This is a genomic window from Pseudomonas sp. UV AK001 (assembly GCF_046097675.1).
In the GTDB taxonomy this organism is placed as follows: Bacteria; Pseudomonadota; Gammaproteobacteria; order Pseudomonadales; family Pseudomonadaceae; genus Aquipseudomonas; species Aquipseudomonas kribbensis.
In genome coordinates, this window is sequence record NZ_JBJUVZ010000003.1 from 332,153 (window position 1) to 352,055 (window position 19,903).

General features: G+C 58.6%; 14 protein-coding genes. 7 read left to right on the top strand and 7 right to left on the bottom strand.

What is annotated here, in order from left to right:
• The first annotated feature begins 29 nt into the window (after positions 1–29).
• The 4 genes from ACKLNA_RS12460 to ACKLNA_RS12475 all read left to right on the top strand — a co-directional run bounded on the left by ACKLNA_RS12460 (position 30) and on the right by ACKLNA_RS12475 (position 9,822).
• Positions 30–4,112: a neuraminidase-like domain-containing protein gene (locus ACKLNA_RS12460; RefSeq protein ID WP_408986027.1), complete on the top strand. Its 4,083-nt coding sequence runs from the start codon at positions 30–32 to the stop codon at positions 4,110–4,112.
• Positions 4,105–7,827: an Ig-like domain-containing protein gene (locus tag ACKLNA_RS12465; RefSeq protein WP_408986028.1), complete on the top strand. Its 3,723-nt coding sequence runs from the start codon at positions 4,105–4,107 to the stop codon at positions 7,825–7,827. The genes ACKLNA_RS12460 and ACKLNA_RS12465 overlap by 8 nt, the downstream gene beginning before the upstream one ends.
• Positions 7,820–8,680 carry a hypothetical protein gene (locus ACKLNA_RS12470; protein ID WP_408986029.1) on the top strand — a complete coding sequence of 287 codons (861 nt, stop codon included), beginning with the start codon at positions 7,820–7,822 and terminating at the stop codon, positions 8,678–8,680. The genes ACKLNA_RS12465 and ACKLNA_RS12470 overlap by 8 nt, the downstream gene beginning before the upstream one ends.
• A 158-nt stretch (positions 8,681–8,838) precedes the next feature.
• Positions 8,839–9,822, top strand: coding sequence for an Ig-like domain-containing protein (locus tag ACKLNA_RS12475; protein ID WP_408986030.1), 984 nt, complete (start codon positions 8,839–8,841; stop codon positions 9,820–9,822).
• A 26-nt stretch (positions 9,823–9,848) separates the two neighbouring features.
• Here ACKLNA_RS12475 and ACKLNA_RS12480 read toward each other — a convergent pair whose 3' ends face one another.
• Genes ACKLNA_RS12480 through ACKLNA_RS12505 form a run of 6 tightly spaced genes read right to left on the bottom strand, consistent with a single transcriptional unit; the run spans position 9,849 to position 16,568 of the window.
• Entirely contained in the window at positions 9,849–11,183 is a 1,335-nt protein-coding gene (locus tag ACKLNA_RS12480) for a DUF58 domain-containing protein (protein ID WP_408986031.1), read from the bottom strand.
• On the bottom strand, positions 11,180–12,181 hold the full coding sequence (locus tag ACKLNA_RS12485) for an AAA family ATPase (protein ID WP_408986032.1): 1,002 nt from the start codon (positions 12,179–12,181) through the stop codon (positions 11,180–11,182). Before ACKLNA_RS12485 ends, ACKLNA_RS12480 begins: the two co-directional genes overlap by 4 nt.
• Positions 12,178–13,341 carry a DUF4350 domain-containing protein gene (locus tag ACKLNA_RS12490; RefSeq protein ID WP_408986033.1) on the bottom strand — a complete coding sequence of 388 codons (1,164 nt, stop codon included), beginning with the start codon at positions 13,339–13,341 and terminating at the stop codon, positions 12,178–12,180. Before ACKLNA_RS12490 ends, ACKLNA_RS12485 begins: the two co-directional genes overlap by 4 nt.
• On the bottom strand, positions 13,338–14,882 hold the full coding sequence (locus tag ACKLNA_RS12495; protein ID WP_408986034.1) for a DUF4129 domain-containing protein: 1,545 nt from the start codon (positions 14,880–14,882) through the stop codon (positions 13,338–13,340). Before ACKLNA_RS12495 ends, ACKLNA_RS12490 begins: the two co-directional genes overlap by 4 nt.
• Positions 14,869–15,846 (bottom strand): stage II sporulation protein M, encoded by a 978-nt coding sequence (locus tag ACKLNA_RS12500; protein ID WP_408986035.1) that lies wholly within the window; start codon positions 15,844–15,846, stop codon positions 14,869–14,871. The genes ACKLNA_RS12495 and ACKLNA_RS12500 overlap by 14 nt, the downstream gene beginning before the upstream one ends.
• On the bottom strand, positions 15,843–16,568 hold the full coding sequence (locus tag ACKLNA_RS12505; protein WP_408986036.1) for an RDD family protein: 726 nt from the start codon (positions 16,566–16,568) through the stop codon (positions 15,843–15,845). The genes ACKLNA_RS12500 and ACKLNA_RS12505 overlap by 4 nt, the downstream gene beginning before the upstream one ends.
• Here ACKLNA_RS12505 and ACKLNA_RS12510 point away from each other — a divergent pair.
• Entirely contained in the window at positions 16,567–16,752 is a 186-nt protein-coding gene (locus tag ACKLNA_RS12510; protein WP_408986037.1) for a hypothetical protein, read from the top strand. The genes ACKLNA_RS12505 and ACKLNA_RS12510 overlap by 2 nt on opposite strands.
• Entirely contained in the window at positions 16,749–18,179 is a 1,431-nt protein-coding gene (gene sbcB, locus ACKLNA_RS12515) for an exodeoxyribonuclease I (protein ID WP_408986038.1), read from the top strand. Before ACKLNA_RS12510 ends, sbcB begins: the two co-directional genes overlap by 4 nt.
• Before the next feature lie 101 nt (positions 18,180–18,280).
• Here the strand turns inward: sbcB and mvaT are convergent, their stop codons facing one another.
• Positions 18,281–18,658 carry a histone-like nucleoid-structuring protein MvaT gene (gene mvaT / locus ACKLNA_RS12520; protein ID WP_046054737.1) on the bottom strand — a complete coding sequence of 126 codons (378 nt, stop codon included), beginning with the start codon at positions 18,656–18,658 and terminating at the stop codon, positions 18,281–18,283.
• Positions 18,659–18,995: 337 nt separating this feature from the next.
• Between mvaT and purU the strand changes: the two genes are divergently transcribed.
• Complete coding sequence (gene purU, locus ACKLNA_RS12525; protein WP_007912774.1) at positions 18,996–19,844, top strand: formyltetrahydrofolate deformylase; 849 nt, start codon at positions 18,996–18,998, stop codon at positions 19,842–19,844.
• Positions 19,845–19,903 lie beyond the last annotated feature (59 nt).

Genomic DNA, 19,903 nt, shown 5'->3' on the forward strand with positions numbered 1-19,903 from the left:
CTTCGATGATTGTTTCAGGAGCAAAGACCATGGCATCGATTGGCAACATTGGCGGGTTGCAGGAAAAGCGTCGTCAGGCGTTGCTCGCGTACGCCATCGGGCAACTCGGCAAAGACAACATCAAAAAGTACCCCTTTGTGAGAACGCCGGAAGATCTCCTGGAACTTCTGCGGCTGGATCCTCTGGATAGCCATTTGGTGCAAAGCGCCTGGGTCGCCGAAGCGGTGAGTTGTGTGCAGCAGTACATCCGCGCGGTGTATCACAAGCTCGAGCCTGGTTTTGAGAAAGTCGAATTCGAGAAGAGGGATCTGGAGGCGTGGAAGTATTCCGGCGACTACTCAACCTGGGCGGCGGTGAAGATGATCCAGACCTATCCGGAAAACGTCGTTCATCCATCTGTGCGTATCGGCAAGACCAGCCTGTTCAAAACGTTTGAAAACGACTTGAACCAGGCACGCCTCACGACCGATAGCGTTCAGGCAGCGATGCAGGCGTATCTCGAAGAGTTCGTGAAAATTTGCGATCTGGACATGGTCAGTGCCTGTATGGACGGAAAGTCTCCGGAGCTGACGGATTACTATTTCATCAGTCGTACACGCAGTGATCCGCGCCAATATTATTGGCGAAAGGCCGAGGTTGAACTCGGATCCGCAGAAAAAGCGTTGAACCCGGCAGCCTGGAGTGAGCCTCTGCCCGTGGATATCCCTGTGGACATACAGGTGCTGGACATGCGGCCTGTGGTCTGGAACGGAAGGCTGTGTATCGTGTGGGCGACCTGGCGCGACAGGGTCGAGCAACAGGATCAGTTTCTGCCCGACAAACTGGACGTATATGTGGCCTTCAAGCGCCAGAACGATCAGTGGTCGCCGCCAACGACGTTGCTTACCCGGGAATATCAGGAAAAAACTTCTCCGGTCGGCGCCCGGCTGATCGCCACAGTCTGGACTGATTATCAGATTCCCAAGGGCAAGCTCGGGGTGTTGCTGACCAACGAAAAAACAGGCGCTGACGCCATCAAAGAGAGTTCCGTGCGTGACGTGTTCTTGCGCGCAGTCCCTCATGACAATGGTGCCTGGCTCGAGCATGTGGCGAGCAAGCGCTTCACTGGCATGGAGATGATTCAACATCCGCTGATGAATCAGCCGGAGGTGGTGGCCAGTGATTCATCGGCAGGCGCTCTGACGGGGTTTCTGGGACTGCACGCCACGGCTCATCGCGTCGGCACGGATGATGTGCTGGTGGTTCAGGGTTACTGCTGGTTGACAGGGCTTTCCGGAGCCGATGTTTCCCTGACGTTGACCTTGGTAGACAAGCTTCCCTCTGATCCCGCCCCTCTGACCGAAAGCTATCCACTGGCAGGCGGCTGGAACACCATTTCGCAGGTTTTTACTCGCTCCGAGGGTTCCTGGACACAACCTATTGTCTTCACATTTGGCAGTGCCGCCCAAGGGGTCAAACGTTTCGAGGTCCGGGTCAAGGATCTGACGGATTTCGTCGTTCCGACCCTGCTCAAGAACACCCGGAACGCGGCGCAGTTTCTATCGTTCAACCAGGCGCATCTTGCGCTCAAGTTCACCCGACTCAATACGCTGTTCGGCCCCGAACTGGTGTCGCGCGCCAGCATTTCCGTCGATGCCGTGCTGGACTGGTTCACTCAGTTCCTGAAGGAGCCAGAGCCTTCGAGTGCACCGTTCGAAGAGCCAAACGGTGCGTTCGACAGTGCCAACGGCCGTCATTTCTGGGAGCTGTTCTTTCATATGGCGCATCTGGTCGCCACGCGTCTGCGCGATGAGGAGCGTTTTCAGGAAGCACTCGACTGGCTCAATTACCTGTTCGATCCCCAGGCGCCGGCCGATCCGGAGGAACCGCCCGTGGACAACCCGAGACCGCAGTATTGGCGATGCCGGCCATTGAACAGCGACGGCAACCCGGGACATGAAGCCTGGAACCCGATGGACCCCGATGCCATTTCCTATGGGGCGCCCAGGCACTACCGGATTCTGGTGTTCTGCGAATACGTCCAGACATTGATTGCAAAGGGGGATTGGTACTATCGCCAACTGTCCCGAGACAGCCTGGCAGCGGCCAAACTGTGTTACGTCCATGCCCAGTTCCTGATGGGCAAGGCACCGTCGGTTCGCGCAGTGAACCGCTGGCGATCGACCACGCTTGGCGCCCTTTTGTCTGACAGCGAGTCGCGACCCAGGCTTGAGGCCTTTGAAAAGACACTGGCGTTCAGTCTTGGGGATTTCCCACTGGCCACCGATGCCGACGCCCGTTCAGGGTTGCTCGGCTCGGACATTTTCATAAACCCTCTTAATGAGCAACTGCTTCGACTTTACGCGTTGCCTGGCGAACGCCTGGATAACTTGCGCAGCAATCGCAGCATCGACGGTACGCCACTGCTCATTGATTTGTTCTCTGCGCCCGCAGATCCCGGACAACTGATGCGCGATCTGGCGGCGGGGAGCAGTGGTGCGCCAAGGGCGATGGGCGGTCGATTGAAAGTCATCGCTTTCCGCTGGCGTGTCTCGTTCGAGGTCGGGCTGCGCGCGGCGCAGATGTTGTCGGAGTTTGGTGCGCAGGTCCTGAATCTGATGGAGCGAGCGGACCAGGCTGAGCTGCAGGAAACCCAGCAACAACAATTGGTGGAACTGGGTGACTTTGCTCGCAAAATGCAGGAACAGACCCTCGAACAGTTACGCCTGCAGGTCACTGCGCTGGAGCAGAGCAAAGCCGTAGCACAGGAGCGTGCCGACGCTTATGACCGACTCTATGTCGAAGACATTTCGACGGTCGAATACGAGGTGATGGACAAGATTCAGTCATCGAAAGCGCTTTCACTCATCGCTTCCAGCATCAAACCGGTTGGCGCAGCCATTGCCGCGCTACCCAACGTTTTTGGATTGGCGAACGGCGGGCACAGGGTCGATAAAATCACCGATGCCGTGGTGTTCGGGCTGAACGTGGCCGCCTCGGTCAAGCAAATGGAGGCCGATAAACAAGCTACAACCGAAGCCTACCGTCGCCGTCGCAATGATTGGGGCCTGCAGCGCAATCAGGCACTTGCCGAAGTCCGCGCGCTGGATGCTCAGATCAGCGCGCAGAGACAATCGGTCCTGGCGGCTCAGACCAATCTGGAGCAGACCCTGCGAGCCAATGCCCATGCATTGACGATCTTCAACTTTCTCAAAAAACGTGCGACCAGGGCCGAGCTGTTCAGGTGGATGCTGGGGCAGCTCAAGACGCTGCACTATCAGGCTTATGATGCGGTTGTCAGTTTATGTCGAAGTGCGCAGGCATCGATGAGCGCCGAGACCGGCGATTACGATTCGCCGCGCCCGTTACCTCAGGTCTGGCTGGACGCTCGCCACGGCCTGACGTCCGGTGAGTATCTGCGAATGTGGCTGCTGGGTATGGAGCATGACTACATGCAGCGTTATCAGCGACGGCTGGAGCTGCGCAAGACGGTATCCCTGCGCCAATTGTTCGATGACACCATTGATCCTCAGTTCGCTCTTTACAGCTGGCCGGACGCACTGGCGCAACTGAAGTCAAAGGGATCACTGGATTTCTGCCTGACCCAATTGCTGTTCGATCGCGATCATCCGGGGCATTACTGCCGGCAGATCAGTTCGGTCGCGGTCCATCTGCCCGTCGTGAAAGGCGCTTTTCAGGATGTGCATGCAACGCTGGTGCAGATCAGCAGCAAGATCGCCACCAAGGCAACAGCGCAATCGGTCGCGCATCTACATGATCCTGCGGGTTCCGTGGCACCTTCCGATGTGTTGATCAACCTGCTTGCCGGCCAGTCGATTGTCGTATCGACGGGACTGGCCGATAACGGCCTGACCGGTCAGAAACCCGACGAAGGCTTGCTCAATCCGTTCGAAAACACCGGAGCGGTCTCCTGCTGGCAGTTGAAGTTCCCCTGGCCGCAAAAAGAACCACAGGTCGCCATCCTGGATTCCCTGACGGACATCATTCTGGAGATCTGTTTTACCGCCAGGGCAGGCGAGCCGACCTTCATGCGTCAGGTCGAGGACATGGTGACCCTGGCGGAGTCACCCGACAAAAACAAAAAACACAGGGGAGCGGGCAGGCATGCGTAGACAGAATGTACTCGCCAACCAGAGCCTGGTGAAAAACGGGTCATTCCGTCAGACCTTGACCGATTGGACGGTATATCCGAGAGGCAGCACCTGGGTTCGGGTTGTGGGACAGGAATACAACGGCCTGCCGGTCAATACATTGTCCGTCGGGTATGCGGCCTCAGCCAGCCAGCCAATCGTTGCCCCCATGGATCCTGGTGTTAACGCGGTCTATGTCCTGAAGTTTCTGTGTGAATCGCGTCATACCGGCACGGGTCTGGTACGCATCAGCAGCGAGGGCATGCCGCCGCTGGAGATTCAGATTCCTCCTGGTCGTCAACGCAATGCAGGACAGCCGCTGACGTTTGAGCCGGTCCCGTACGAGGTTGCGCTGGATTCGACGTTCCGCGCGGGTGCCACTCTGACTTTCAGTGTGACCAGCCCGCCGAGTGAGCCTGATGACTATCACTTGTTGCTGTACTTAACCGACATCACCCTCGAAATACACCTGCAGCCGTTGGTGTTGCAGGCCTTCAGCCTCGACGAGGAGTCACACCCGCCGACCGCGCTGGTGCCTCTGTGCCTGGGCGCGCAGAACCTTGGGATCCATCAGCTGAAGTTCCATGTCGCAGACGGGAATACCTGGCAGGGTACCGATTACGCCCTGGAGGTTGACGACAATCCGCTGGGGGCGATCGTCGCCGATCCTGACTGGCTGGTTGATCACCCGCTGGACGGGCGCCGTTCGCTGCGTTGTCCGCCGCTCGACCTGGCTGCGCCACACTCGATGACACTCACGCTGTTCAACCAGTACACCGCCGAACCCTATCGGTTGGCGGCTTCGCTGTGGCATCACCGATTGAAATTTCTACAAGTGCAGGAGGCGGCCTGTTTTCCGGTACTTGAGTACAACGAAAGTGTCGACCTGGGTGTGCAGGTGGGATCGTTTTACACGGGCGAAGCACTTGAAGGGCTGAGCGTTACCTGGACCGTGCTCGGGACATCCATTCAGGTTGCGGCGGTCACCGATGCTGGAGGCTGGGCGTACTTCAAATATACGCCGGACGTCGCGGGAATTTTCATCGTCGTCGCCTCGGTCGCGAGCCTTTATTACGCGTCGGGAGTTGTGACGCAGAGCCTGGAAGTGCGGGGGCTGGAGACAGATCCCTGGCGGGAGGTCATGGCCGTTGTCGCTGACGAGGCAACCCCTTGGGCGTTGAAGACCGGATGGCCAAATCGGGGTTCGACTTATCGCCTGTTGGCAACGGTGCCAGAGGTTCTTGTCGGTACGGCCTTGTCGCTTGGGTGGGAAGGCGACTCCCAAGAGCAACTGAAGGTCGACGTCAGCCCGGCGATCGAGGAAGACGTGCCGGTGACATCCACGCGTGAAATGCTTTGGGCGATGACAAGCGCGGATGAGCTGGACGGCAGGTTCGAATTGCAGTTGACCTGCTCGAAATTGCTCAAGCCATCGCCGTATAAAAGCATGCGGCTGGCACGCAACGAGATCGAGATCGGCAGGGTGCGCGAGGCAGACAAGACGTGCGTCGTGGATGAGGATGAAAGTGCTACCGTTCAGGTCGAGGTATTGCATCGGGTGACGGCGGGCAAGGGGGACCCGGTTCAGGGAGCGTTGTGCAAGTGGCTGCTGCCGGACGGGACCTCTGTCGATTCGACCACCGGCGCGGGCGGCTGGACCAGCCGCACCTGGCAGCCGACCAGCGCCGGAAACCATGCGGTTGTTGTACAGATCCAGGCGCACCCGGACGCCATACCGGTCGAACAGACTTTTGTTATCCCTGCGGTTGCGACCAGCCCCTGGAAAAGCCACGTAAGGTTTTTCCTTGATGGCGTTGAAGTTGAGCGCAACACGCTTGGGTTGCTCTGCCGCCGTGGGCAGACCCATACCCTGAAAGTCTTGCCGAACACCGCCAGTCCGTGGATCGGGAAAAACATCAGCCTGCACTGGCGCAAGGCGGATCCTGTGATCGGATTGACCCTCAGTGAGCTGGGGGCATTCAAAACGCTGTTCCCCGAGGGGGTGGAATGGACGCTTTCTTCTCAAACAGGCACCAGTCAAAGCCAGCCGTTCGAAGTCGAGTTGCATATTGAAGGCGAGTCCAGTGTCCGCGAATTGTCCGGGCGTTTGGTGCACCCGGATCTCAAGGAAGAGCTGAGCCAACTGCTCGATCAGGTTTCCGCACAGCTGAGCGGTCAACCGTTCCACCCCTGCCTGGGTGCGCTTCATCAGTTCAATGCGTTACCCAATGCGCTCAGCCCATTGCTGGGGCTGGACCTGTTTCTGGAGTGGACGGGAACGTCTGCCGCCGAGCTGGGTGCAACGGTAACCCCTGCGCTGGACCGGCCGCAGCGTCTGGACGCCGGCGGGGCGATATGGGCGCTGGACTTTATCAGCGCGGTAGCCGGCCAATTCATGCTGACCTTGTCTTTACCTCAGCTTGGTTTTGCCTTTACTGCCACACCTATGGTGCTGGATCACAACAAGCTCAGGCTGATGGCGTTGCGCGGTCCTGCGATAGACCCTGTCGTCGGGATGGACAAGGCGTGGATTTGGGCCTGGGTGGTTTCTCATTTTTCCGGTGGACCGGTTGCCGGTGCGCCGGTGACATGGGAGACCGAAGGTACAAGGGTTGAAGTCAAGACCGATGACGAGGGTAAAAGCGGTTTTGCGTTTGAACCGAAATCTCCCGGAGTGCATCTGGTCGCGGGTTCGATCATCAGCCCTTTTGACAACTTTCAAGAGTCGCGCTCGACAGAGGCCAACGCTTTGGGCGTCGATCCATGGGCGCAGATATTGTCCGCTTTCGACGGATCGCCCTCACATCTGCTCGGGACAAAAACCTATTTCCCGCGCCGCAACGCGGAGCATGGGCTTGAGGTTTCGGCACCCGTTGGCAATGCCTTGATCGGGCGCACGCTGACACTGGGGATGAGCGGCGAGGGGCCTGCCGGGCTGGGATTCGCTTTCGTGCCGGCCAACACACTTGGATTGGCCCGAGTATTCAACGGTACTTTGCAATTTCCGTTCTCTGTAAAGGATCTGAAGGACGGCAGCTGCGCACTGCGCCTCGCCGCCGAGCGGCTGGCGCGACTGTCGCCGCCGATGCATATGTCGGTGGGGAAGGGCGATCAGGTGCTGACGATCAGTGCGGCCAATCGTGCCGCCCCGATCCTTTATTGGGGAGACGCGTTTGTTGGCGTCGTGAGTGTGCGCTCGTCGATAAGCGGGAAGGCGATGGTCGGTGTGGAGGTCAATTGCTCAGGAGAAAACGGAGAGGCTTTTACCAGGGTCACTGACTATTACGGGAATGCGAACGTGCGGTTGGTCCCGAAGATTCCTGGTCCGTCGGCTGTGATTTGCTCCGTGGGGACGGGGGCGTCTTCGCAGTCGGTCACGCTCCCGTATGAGTTGTTGGAACCACGGGAAATAGCGTCGCTCACCAGTCCGAATACTTCAGGTTTTGTCGGGACAAGAGTTTCAGCAGAGATCCTGGTGGTGTCGGCGCGCAATGGCCAGCCACTGCAGAACGTCGAAGTCAAATGGGCATTTTTGGATCTCGTCCTTACACCGTCGACGACGGACGGTGCGGGAAAGGCGACGGTGGAATTCAGGCTGCCAAACATGAATCGTGCGCTTCTCGAAGCGACCGTGGTGGGCGGGCTTGCTGGTTGGGCAGGAAAACATCTCGAATTCAGGGTGGTGCCAAATGTCTAGTTCATCTGTTTCTTCTCAGACCTGGTTGCAGAATTTCAGACCCTACGTGAATGGCGTGAAAGTAAGGTGGCCTGACCTGCATTTGCATCTGGTGGCAGGAGAGTGCGTCGATCTCACGTTGGAATTTGAATATAGCTATTTGATAGGCGATCCAGAGTCCCCTCTGAAGTTGTGTTGTGAGCCGGACGGAGAGTTGTTGGGGCTGGTGTGTGATCCTCCCTTTGGACAGGTTGTCGAGATGGAGGAGGGGCTCATCGAACTGACTTGGCATATTTGTGCTCGCAAGACATTCGGTGCGCCGTTTGAACTGCATTTTGAGATGCCCTTCTATAAAGAGATGCCGCCTTCACCGAAAGTTCCGGGGACAATTTTCAATTTGGCCGACGCGCTGGAAATTAAATTTGATGCCATGACAACCACTTCGGGGGCTACAGCTTATGCCTGCCATGGTGCAAAACATTATCTTAACGTGCTACCACTCGATGAAACTTTTTTGAATGAAAAAGTCAGGCTGCTTCGGACTGAGCATGCTGGGGTGGAAATCTTACCCGTAGAAACAAGCATTCGAAACTTGTATCAGTCCGGAGTGAGTTGGTTGGTTGATTGTTCTAATAGTGTGACTAATGGTGTGTTTTATGTTGTGCTGGAGTTTGTTGATCTAGGTTTTAAACTCAGCCTGCTGCGCTTCGAAGTTGATCATCATCTTGTAACTGCTGAAAGGTGGGTGACGGAATACTGGAATTCGAAAACCTATTCAATTCGTGCTACTTCAAAGTTTTTGGGAACTCCCGTGGCAGGCGTTCAGGTACAGAATAAAGGTGTGGATTACGAAAAAACTGACGCTCGTGGCTAGGCCCACAAAACCGATGAGGTGGGTGATTCAGTTGCTCTAAGCATCAAGAATCGTTACGACGGTAGTATTGCTTGAAGTGTTCAGGTTGCAAGCGGGTTTGAATTTTATAGTGAAATGCCTGGTGCCGTGCTTTTTGCTTTGCAAAGAAGAGGTTGCCGATGTCAAATTCCTCACTGCCTTCAACCTGGCGCGCCAATTTCAGACCTTATCTCGATGGTATTCGAAAGAGATGGGATGATCTGGTACTGAATCTGGTCTCAGGCAAACGTTATCAACTGAAACTGGAGTTTGATGAAAGCTATTTGATTGGTGATCCCGAGTCGCCTATTGCCATTCATTTTGTGCCAAGCGGCGATGTGAGTGGCATTGAAGCTGTTCCTCCAGAAGGCCAACTCATTGAAATGGTCCGGGATCCGGATACGTTCAGCAGCTTGATATGGATCCTTTCAACGGAGCACGCGCACCCTGGCCCTTTCCATATCTTTTTCAGAATGCCTCTCTATGACGGCATGCCTGATTCACCGATAATTTCAGGGCAAATCGAAAATGTGACCATCGATTCACTGACTTGTGATCAGGCTGTTACGTATGCCGGGTATGAAATCAATGCTCAGGCATTGGTGCTGGCTTCTCCCGGTGGTCGGCCCGAATCAGGTGTTACGCTCGGATGGACCTACGCGGGAAAGCCCTTGCCGGACTCTACTACAGATGAGAATGGCATTGCATCCGTCACCTTTGCGGTGCCAGACGTTGGCGAGCATGACCTGACAGCCACTCTGGTTTCTGGGTTGCCCGATACAAAAACTCTGCGCATTGTTGTTCAAGAGCTTCGGCGTGCAGGTATTGAAAGGATGACACAGTATCCCTTCGAGCTGCCGGTCGGACAGTCTGCGGAAATTGCAGCGTTTGTACGAGATTGGTACACCTTGCAGCCTCTGGCAGGGCGAAAAGTCCATTGGATATTCAATGGTTATGAATTTGACGTCAGCTATACAGATTTGACAGGCCGGGCAACTGCTCGTTGGCTCGCAACAGGAGCCGTAACGGGAGTTGTATATGTGTGGGCTCACGTGCGTAGTCTGGACCACATAGCGGAAAAGTCAGTGCCACTAAATGTTGTCCGATCCAAAATTCATAAATAACTGAATCATTTCTAAAGTTCGAATTGTCACTGCAATACACCGGATCTCTTCCAGTCCAGATAGCGCGTCACAAGTTTGGTACCCAACTCTTCGGAGTGCGAATCCAGTACGGGAAGTCCGTGAGCGCTCAATCGCTCATGGGTAGCGGCTCTGGCGTTTAGGTAGTCCAAAGTACCGCAATAGGACAGTGCCTCGTGAAAGGTTTGCACAGGTTCATGGCGCAAAAGATCAGGAGTCTTTTCCTGCAGACTGACCACCAATACCTGATTTTTCTGGATCAGTTGTTTGACCGCACTGAGCAATTCACCATCGTCCTCACCTTGCACATTGGTCACCAGCACCACCAATGCCCGGCGTTTTTGCCTCGCCAGCAACTGATTTACCGCCGCCGGATAATCAGCAGGTCGTTGCGTGCTGTCGAGGTCGTAAATTCCATTGAGCAGCACATTGAGTTGCCCGGCCCCTTTGACCGGAGCAACGTAGCGCGGCTGATCGCCGGCAAACGTACTCAATCCCACCGCGTCCCCCTGCCGCAGCGCCACATAACTCAACAGCAGACACGCATTCAACGCATGATCGAAATGCGACAGCTCGCCATCCTGACTGCGCATCTGCCGCCCGCAATCGAGCATGAAGATGATCTGCTGATCCCGTTCGTCTTCGTACTCCCGGGCAATCGGTGTGCGGTGGCGGGCGGTGGCTTTCCAGTCGATCTGGCGCAGGCTGTCGCCTTCGCGAAATTCCCGTAGTTGATGGAATTCCATCCCCTGGCCTCGGCGTTGGCGCTGGCGTACGCCGAGCTGGCTGAGCCAGTTGTCGACCGCCAGCAACTGGCCGCCGTAGAGGCGGGCGAAGTCGGGGTAGACGCGGGTGTGGTCGGTGAGGTGCAGCAGGCGTTTGCCGGACCACAGGCCGAAGGGGCTGGGCAGGTTGAGTTCGCAGGTGTCGAAGGTGAAGTGGCCGCGCTTGAGCGGGCGCAGGCGATAGCCGATCAGGCTGCGCTGGCCGGGTTGCAGCTCGGTGTCGAGTGGCAGGTTTTCGAAGCTCAGGCCATCGGGCACGTGGTCGAAGATTTGAATCGTCAGTGGTTGGTCGAAATCGTGTTCGACTTCCAGCCGCACTTCGCTCCAGCGACCGAGTGCCAGGCTACCGGGCATCTGTCGTTGCACGCGGGGCGAGGGCAGGCGCCTGAGGCGCAGGGCGTCCAGCAAGCTCAGTGCAAACAGCGCCAGCAGCAATCCCCAGTTGATCGACAGAAGGCTCGAAGGCACTTCCACATCCAGCGCCTGCAAAGCGCCCAGCACAATGCTGATGGCCAGCAGGATCGCCAGCCAGATCAACAACAGACGCGAGGGTTTCACAGGCGCGGCGCCGGGATCTGGTCAAGCAGTTGCTGGAGTACCTGATCGACCTGCAGACCTTCGATGTCCAGCTCCGGTGCGAGGCGCACGCGGTGACGCAGCACCGCCAGCGCGCAGCCCTTGATGTCGTCGGGAATCACGAACTCGCCACCGCGCAGCAAGGCGCGGGCGCGGGCGCAGCGCACCAGTGCAATGGAAGCCCGTGGCCCGGCGCCGAGGCTCAGCCCCGGCCAGGTGCGGGTGCTGCGCGCCAGTCGCACGGCATAGTCGAGCACCTGATCATCCAGCGGCAGATCGCTGGCGATGCGTTGCAGGGCCTGCACGTCCTTGGCCTGCAACACGGTGCGCAGTGACTGTACGTCGAGCATGTCGGCGCGGGTTGAACGGCTGACCTGACGCACCATGTCCAGCTCCTGATCGGCGTCGGGGTAATCCATGCGCACCTTGAGCATGAAGCGGTCGAGCTCGGCCTCGGGCAGCGGGTAAGTGCCTTCCTGTTCGATCGGGTTTTGCGTGGCGAGCACCATGAACGGTTGGGCAATCGGCAGGGCCCGGCCTTCGAGGGTGACCTGACGTTCCTGCATCGCTTCGAGCAATGCGGCTTGGGTCTTGGCCGGGGCGCGGTTGATCTCGTCGGCCAGCAGCAGGTTGGTGAACAGCGGGCCTTTGCGCAATTTGAATTGCTCGGTCTGCAGGTCGTAGACCGCGTGGCCGGTGACGTCGCTGGGCATCAAGTCCGGGGTGAACTGGATGCGCGCGAACTCGCCGCCGAAGCATTTGGCCAGGGCGCGTACCAGCAAGGTTTTGCCGAGGCCGGGAACCCCTTCCAGCAGCACATGGCCGCCGGCGATCAGCGCGGTCAGCACGTCGTCGATCACCGGGTTCTGGCCGATCAATGCCTTCTGCAATTCACCGCGTACCGTTTGCGCCAACTGACTGGCTCGGTGACGTTGCTGGGCCACGTGGCTGGGCGAGCCGGGTTCGATGTGTTCGGTCATAACGAGTTCCTCAGGGCTTGCAGGTGGGCGACCTGACGGCAGAATTCGGCACTGGACATCCGCCGCTTCGGTGCCGGGCTCAGGGCCTGGCTGATGGCGCGGGTCGGCTGGCGGGTCAGGCGTGACAGGGCCAGCCATTGTTCGGCGACGTTCAACTGGTCGAAACCGGGATGACGGTGACGGGCGCGGCGCAGGACGTCCTGCTGCAAGGCTTGCAGCAAGGTCTGTTGACCGTTGTGTCGCAGGATGAAATCGGCACTGGCGCGCAGGTGTTCCATCAACTGACGACGACCGCTTGGGGCAGGAGCCTGCACCGGCCCGTGGCGCACGCCGACATGCCACAACCACAGACCGATCAGCGCCAACAGGGCGACGATGGCTTGCGGGAAGTAGCGCCAGAGCAGGGTCAGCAGCCCGTCGTGTTCGGTGTTGTACAGCAGCGTCACGGCGGTGTCGGCGCTCAGATACCAGAGCAGCCAAGCATTGTCGTGCTGAGCGATGGCCGGGTTTTTCCACAGCTCGGCATCGGTGACCACGGTGATCGTGCCGACGCCGTAGGGTAGTTGCATCATGTGCGTGGCCCGGGCGCTGTTGGCCCAGGCCTGGGCGAGGTTTTTCGGGTCGTCGAGGTGGAACGCGGTGTCGAACCCGGCGTAGGCGGGGGCGTCTTCGTCTTCCAGATAGAGTTTGGTCAGGTTGGGCCAGGGATCGTCGTCGGCATCCGGCGGCGGGTCTTTCAGATCCTTGCTCAGGGACTGGTGCAGTTGCACACGGTCGAGCAACAGGTCATTGCTCTGGCCGGTCTTTTCATCCCACAGCGATTCGGCGACGAACACCAGCCGCCCGCCGGCCCGGGCCCAGTTCAAGACTTGATCAACCTGACGCGGGGTCATGTTCGAGCGGTCGTTGAACAGCAGCAGCGTGTGTCGGCGCGGGTCAATCTCGGGCAACACGGCAAGGCTTTCAGCATGGTCGACGATTATCCCGTGACTGCGCAGAAACATCTCCGCCGCCAGATAAGGATTGGCTTGCGCGGCGGGGGAAGGGCCGTGATCGACCACGGCCTGGTAAGGCGTGGCCTTGAGGTACAGATAAACGCCCAGTGCACCTAACAGGGCGACGATCAGTGCGCCGGTCAGCCAGAGTGCGCGCCGGTTCAACGGGCAGCTCCCTTGCCGAACAGTGACCGCCAGCCATCGCACAATTCCTGTTGCAGGTGCGCCGCCGGTACGCGGTGCCCATAGGCCATGTTCTGCCAGTGGCCGGTGAGATGACGGCTGTAGGCGAGCAGGTCGGGACGCTGCAAATGTTCGATCCGCGCCAGTACTTCTCTCTCGGTATCGGCCGGTTTCAGGGTCAGGTTGAAGTCGTGCAGCAGGTGGCTGAGCAGCGCCCGATACAGCAGGCCGAGCGCCGCACGGGGCTGGGTCTGCCAGAGCTGTTCGGCGCTGGCGGCGATGTCGTCGGGCAGGGTTTCCCGGCTCAGGTCGAGGCCGAAGGCTTGCTGTGGCACGGGGCGTTTTATCCGTTCGGGCAATCGCTGGCGACGGCTGACGAACGTTTGCAAAAACTCGCGATAGCGCCAGATCAGCCAGCCGAGCGTTCCGATCACCATGGCCCACAGCAATACTTCAATGGCCTTGGCCAGCCCGTCGAGGTGTTGACCATTGAGCCAGCCCAGCAGGGTTTTCAGCCATTGTGGGGCTTTGCTGTCCTTGGTTTTTTCGGTGGTGGCGGGGTCTTCGCCAAAGCGATAACGGGTGACGGTTTCCTTGTTCTTGAACGGCGGTTGTTCCAGCAAGGCCTTGATGCTGTCGCGGGATGCCTGACTGGTCAGTGGCTGATTCAGGAGCCGGGGCGCATCCGGGGCGGTGGCAGGGTCGGCGGCCCATACCGAAGGCACTCCCGGCAACAGCAGACAGACCACCAGCAGCAAACCGAGTGCACTGCTGTTCAGGCGTTGGCGCAGGCGGCGGAACACCAGTTCGATATCCCACGCTTCGAGCACGGTGCGCCGGTTTAGATAGAGGCTGAAACCACAGGCGACGTAGATCGGTTCCCAGATCACCAGTATCAGTGCGTAGAAGGCATTGGTCAGGTGCTCGAGCCAGCGCCATTGGTGGTCGGCGGCGAAGATCAGGCTTTGCCAGTCCCAATCGGTTTCGACCTGTTGCGGCAAAAGCAGGTAGAACAACACCATCAGGCCGATCCACAGCGCTGTTTCCAGATGGACGCCGATGATCGTCAGCCACTGAGCCGCGCCGGCATTGCGTTGCAGCAGTACCCGCAAACGCTGCTGGCGTGCAAGACCGCCCAGGCCTTCGAGCTGCACCACCGGCATCAGGAAACTGCGACTGAAGCTCAGGCGTCGCCAGGTCAGGCTCGCCAGCAACTGCGGTTTGAGCAGTTTTGGCCATTGGCGTAACGCCTGTTTCAGCGTTGGCGTTTCGCCGAACAGGGCTTTGGAGAGGATGTACAGCGGCAAGCGTTCGTACGCCGGTTTCAGCCACCAGAAGATGAACACCGCGAGCGACGGCGAATCCCACAGCAACAGGCTCAGCACCACGAACAGCGGCAGGGTGACGATGGCCCAACTGGTCATCAACAGACGCCGGTGCTGCTGGCTCATGCGCACGCCCAGGTCCATGGCTTCCCAGGTATTGCGCGGGCGGATCACCACGGTGGCGTCACTCAGGCGCATGGCGGGTCCTTCCAGCGAACAGCAGATACGTCACCACGCAGAGCCAGAGGCTCGCACCGACCAGATATTTGGTCTGCGGCGTGACCCCGGTGCGTGACGACCAGTACGCCTCGATAAACGCGGCGATCAACAGGAACAGCATTACCCCGCAGATCAGCAAAACACTCTGGCGCGCGGCATGTCTCAAGGCCTCACCGCGCGTAAGACGTCCCGGAGCGATCAACGCCCATCCCAGTTTCAACCCCGCCGCCCCGGCCAAGGCAATGGCGGTGAGTTCGAAAGCACCGTGCCCGATCACGAACGACCAGAAGGTCTGGCCGTAGCCGATTTCACTCAGGTGCCCGGCCACGGTGCCGATGATCAAACCGTTGTAGAACAGGAAGAACGCGCTGCCCACCCCCAGCAGCAAGCCGCTGGCGAAGGTCTGAAAGGCAATGCCGATGTTGTGCATGATGTAGTAGCCGAACATCACCCAGTCTTCGCTCGCCGCTCGTTCGGCCGAGCGCCCGAGGTGGCCGGCGGCGGGGTCGTACATGCTCTGCATTTCGCGCACCTGATCGGCGGGGATCAGGTTGTAGACCAGCTCCGGGAACAGGTACACCAGTAATCCGAAACCAATCAGGCTGCCGAAGAACAGCAGCCCGGCGGCCAGTACGAAGCGCCATTCGGCGCGTACCAGCCGTGGAAATCCGGCCAGGATGAAACCCAGCACGTTAGCGCCGAGCTGGCTGCGGTGACGGTAAAGCTGTTGATGACCGCGCAGCACCAACTGTTGCAACGAGTCGACGAGAAAACTGCTGTAACCACGTTCCTGCGCCAGGGCCAGATGCTGGCAGAGTCGCCGGTAGGCCTTGGGAAATTCAGCCACCTGCGAAGTGTCCTTGCCGCGCTCCAGGCGTTCGAGGGCGAGGGTGAAGCGCTCCCATTCGGCCTTGTGACGGGTTTCGAAAAGGCTTTGCTTCATGTCGGCCCCAGCAGGCCACGGGCGATGCCGTTGAGTTCACCGACGGCTTTCGGTGCGCTGATGTGCAGTGGCTGGGCCAGCAGTGCAGCGAGTTCATTGACCCGCGCGGGCGACAGCTCACCCTGGCGTTCGGCGAAGGCGAGCAGGGCGCGTTGTTCAGTCAGGGTCAGCGGGATCGGCGAGCGGCGGGGTTCCGCATCGGGCAATTGCGGGCGCTTGAGCGGGCGCTCGCTGTAGATCACCAGCGTGCCGGCAGCGATGTCGCCGAGGCGTTTGAAGGTCGGGTGTTGCAGGCAACTGATGGCGCCAAGGAAATAGCCGAACGGCATCAGGTCGACGAAACGCAGCAGATTGCGCAGCAAGGAGGCCGACCAGCCGACCGGCGTGCCATCGTCGTGCACCACCCGCAGGCCCATCCATTGCTTGCCCGGCGAACGGCCCTGACGCAGCACTTCGAACAGCACCATGTACCACCAGCTCACCGCAAACAGCAGCAGCGATCCCAGGCCGATGCCGAGCTTGCCGAGCAGCGCCAGCAACATGAACAGCAGCCCCATGATCAACCCGCGCAAAACCAGATCGATGGTGAACGCCACGGCACGCACCATCAGGCCGGCGGGACGCAGCGGCAGGTCGATGCCTTCTGGCGTTTCGACTTGATGCCGTGTGTCCAGCGGCGGGGCCAGCGTTGCTTTCCTTGGCGGTGCTGTGGTCTCGAGCATGGGCTACCTGATGTTGCCGGATCGGGATGCGAGTGAATCCGATGCTAGCAGTCTCTCGGGGGAAAACGACATAACTATGTCATACACATCGTTCAACCAAATGTGCCTGAATGATGCGGTGCTGGCCGCGACGGCGGTCGAACGCCTAGACTTTGCCGATCTTCAGTTCAGGAACCGCCCGTGACTTCCATCTTCTGGTACGACTACGAAACCACCGGCATCAATCCGCGATGCGACCGACCGTTGCAGGTGGCCGGGATTCGCACCGACCACGATCTCAACGAAATCGACGAACCGGTCAATCTTTACTGCCAGCCCAGCGAAGACATCCTGCCGCACCCGGCGGCCTGCGCAATCACCGGCATCACCCCGAGCCGCCTTGCCGAACAAGGTTTGAGCGAAGCCAACTTCATGACCCGGGTCCACGCCCAGCTCGCGGCTCCCGGCACCTGCGGCGCGGGGTACAACACCTTGCGTTTCGATGACGAGATGACTCGTTACAGCCTGTACCGCAACTTTTTCGATCCCTACGCCCGCGAATGGCAGGGCGGCAACAGCCGCTGGGATCTGATCGATGTGGTGCGCACCGCTTATGCGTTGCGTCCCGACGGACTGGTCTGGCCCACCGATGACGAAGGCAAGGTCACGCTCAAGCTCGAACGCCTGACTGCCGCCAATGGCATCGATCACGGCAATGCCCACGAGGCGCTGTCGGACGTGCGCGCCACCATCGCCCTGGCCCGATTGATCCGCGAGAAGCAGCCCAAGTTGTATGACTGGCTGTTCCAGCTGCGCAGCAAGCAGAAGGTCATGGACCAGATTCGTCTGTTGCAGCCGATGGTGCACATTTCCGGCCGTTTCTCGGCGGCGCGCAGTTATGTCGGTGTGGTGCTGCCGTTGGCCTGGCATCCGCGCAACAAGAACGCGTTGATCGTCTGTGATCTGCATCTCGATCCACAGGGCTTGCTCGATCTGGATGCGCAGACCTTGCGCCAGCGCCTGTATACCCGTCGTGATGATCTGGCCGAAGGCGAATTGCCGGTGCCGCTCAAGCTCATCCACATCAACAAGTGCCCGGTGGTGGCGCCGTTGTCGGTGTTGAGGGCTGAAGATCAGCAGCGTCTGGGTCTGGACATGGCGCTGTATCAGGCCCGCGCATTGCGACTAAGTGACGCGCAACAAGTTTGGAAAGATAAAGTCGCGGCGATTTATGCCAGCGAAGATTTCACCCCGAGTGAAGATCCCGAACAACAGTTGTACGACGGATTTATCGGTGATCGTGATCGTCGTTTATGTGAGCAAGTGAGGACGGTGGATCCTGCGCAATTGGCGCGAGAGCAATGGCCGTTCGATGACGAACGTTTGCCTGAATTGTTGTTTCGATATCGCGCACGTAACTTTCCGGATACGTTGAATTTCGAAGAGCAAGAACGCTGGCAAATCTTTTGTCGGCAGCGCTTGTCCGAGCCTGAATGGGGTGCGCCTAATACCTTGCAATCTTTTACAGAGGCCGTGGAGCAATGGTTGCTTAGTGCCACGCCATTACAGCGCGAGGTGCTGGTTGAATGGCAGAGTTATGTCCAGGCATTGCGCAAACGTTTGAATCTTTGAAATCGAACATGTCCGTTGCCTGAACGACGGGCATAAAAAAACGCCAGCGGATGCTGGCGTTTTTTTTGTGTCGCGGACGAGTCTGCGACAAGGGTTGCGGCTTAGCCCAGCAGGGTAGCCCAGCCTTCAACCACGTCACCGCCCCACTTGGCTTTCCACTCTTTCAGAGTCTTGTGGTTGCCACCTTTGGTTTCGATGACTTCGCCGTTGTGCGGGTTTTTGTATTGTTTAACTTTGCGTGCACGCTTGGTGCCGGTAGTTTTTACTGCGCCGCCACGTGGGGCCTTGGTTTTGGACTCTGGATCCAGCAGCGCGATGATGTCACGCAGGGACTTGGAGTATTCGCCCATCAGGGTGCGCAGTTTGCCTTCGAATTCCAGCTCGGCTTGCAGTTTGTCGTCTTGCGACAGGTTCTTCAAACGGGCTTGCAGCTCTTTGATGGCTTCTTCGGTGGCACGATATTCGTTGATCAAGGACATGATTACTACCTTATTGGGAGTGCGCGATGGCAGGGGACAGTGCGGCAATAATAGTCAGGCTGTTTCATCAAGTAAACATTTAACCGGGCTTTTTATTTGGATTAGTTACGTTGAAAAGCCCTGAATTGAATATTCAGTTAAATATTGTGATGCAGTCTTCACAGATATTCACAGAGACCGATTGGTGCAGGGCTATTGCCGCGCCATCATCCTGACGATTGCCTGCGTCAAAAAAGCTGCGGCGAGGCCTGGCGGGGCTCAAGGCTCATCGATACTGCAGTTTTGCGGCGTAGTCGCTAGAATGTCCGCCTTTGCGAAGTTCTGGAGTTTCCCCCTCATGCGCACTTTTCGGCTGGTGATTTCTTGCCCGGACCGCGTTGGCATCGTTGCCAAAGTCAGTAACTTTCTGGCGGCCCACAATGGCTGGATCACCGAAGCGAGCCACCACTCGGACAATCAGGTCGGCTGGTTCTTCATGCGTCACGAAATCCGTGCCGATTCCCTGCCTTTCGGTATCGAGGTGTTGCGCGAGAAATTTGCACCCATCGCCGAAGAGTTCTCGATGGACTGGCGCATCACCGACACCGAGCAGAAAAAACGCGTGGTGCTGATGGCCAGCCGTGAGTCCCACTGCCTGGCCGATCTGCTGCACCGCTGGCACAGCGATGAACTCGATTGCGAGATCTCCTGCGTGATTTCCAACCACGACGACCTGCGCAGCATGGTCGAGTGGCACGGCATTCCTTATTACCACGTCCCGGTCAATCCGCAGGACAAGCAACCGGCCTTCGACGAAGTGTCGCGCCTGGTCAAGCAGCACGACGCCGAAGTGGTGGTGCTGGCGCGCTACATGCAGATCCTGCCGCCGGACATGTGCCGCGAATACGCGCACAAGGTCATCAACATTCACCACAGCTTCCTGCCTTCGTTCGTCGGCGCCAAGCCGTATCACCAGGCGTCATTGCGCGGCGTGAAGCTGATCGGCGCAACTTGCCACTACGTGACCGAAGAGCTGGATGCCGGCCCGATCATCGAGCAGGACGTGGTGCGCGTCAGCCACAGCGACAGCATCGAAGACATGGTGCGTTTCGGCCGTGACGTCGAGAAGATGGTGCTGGCCCGTGGCCTGCGTTATCACCTGGAAGACCGCGTGCTGGTGCACGGCAACAAGACCGTGGTGTTCTAATCGAACCTTTCGGTTGAAAAACCAAGGGCCTGGGCGTTCAATCGCTTCAGGCCCTTTTT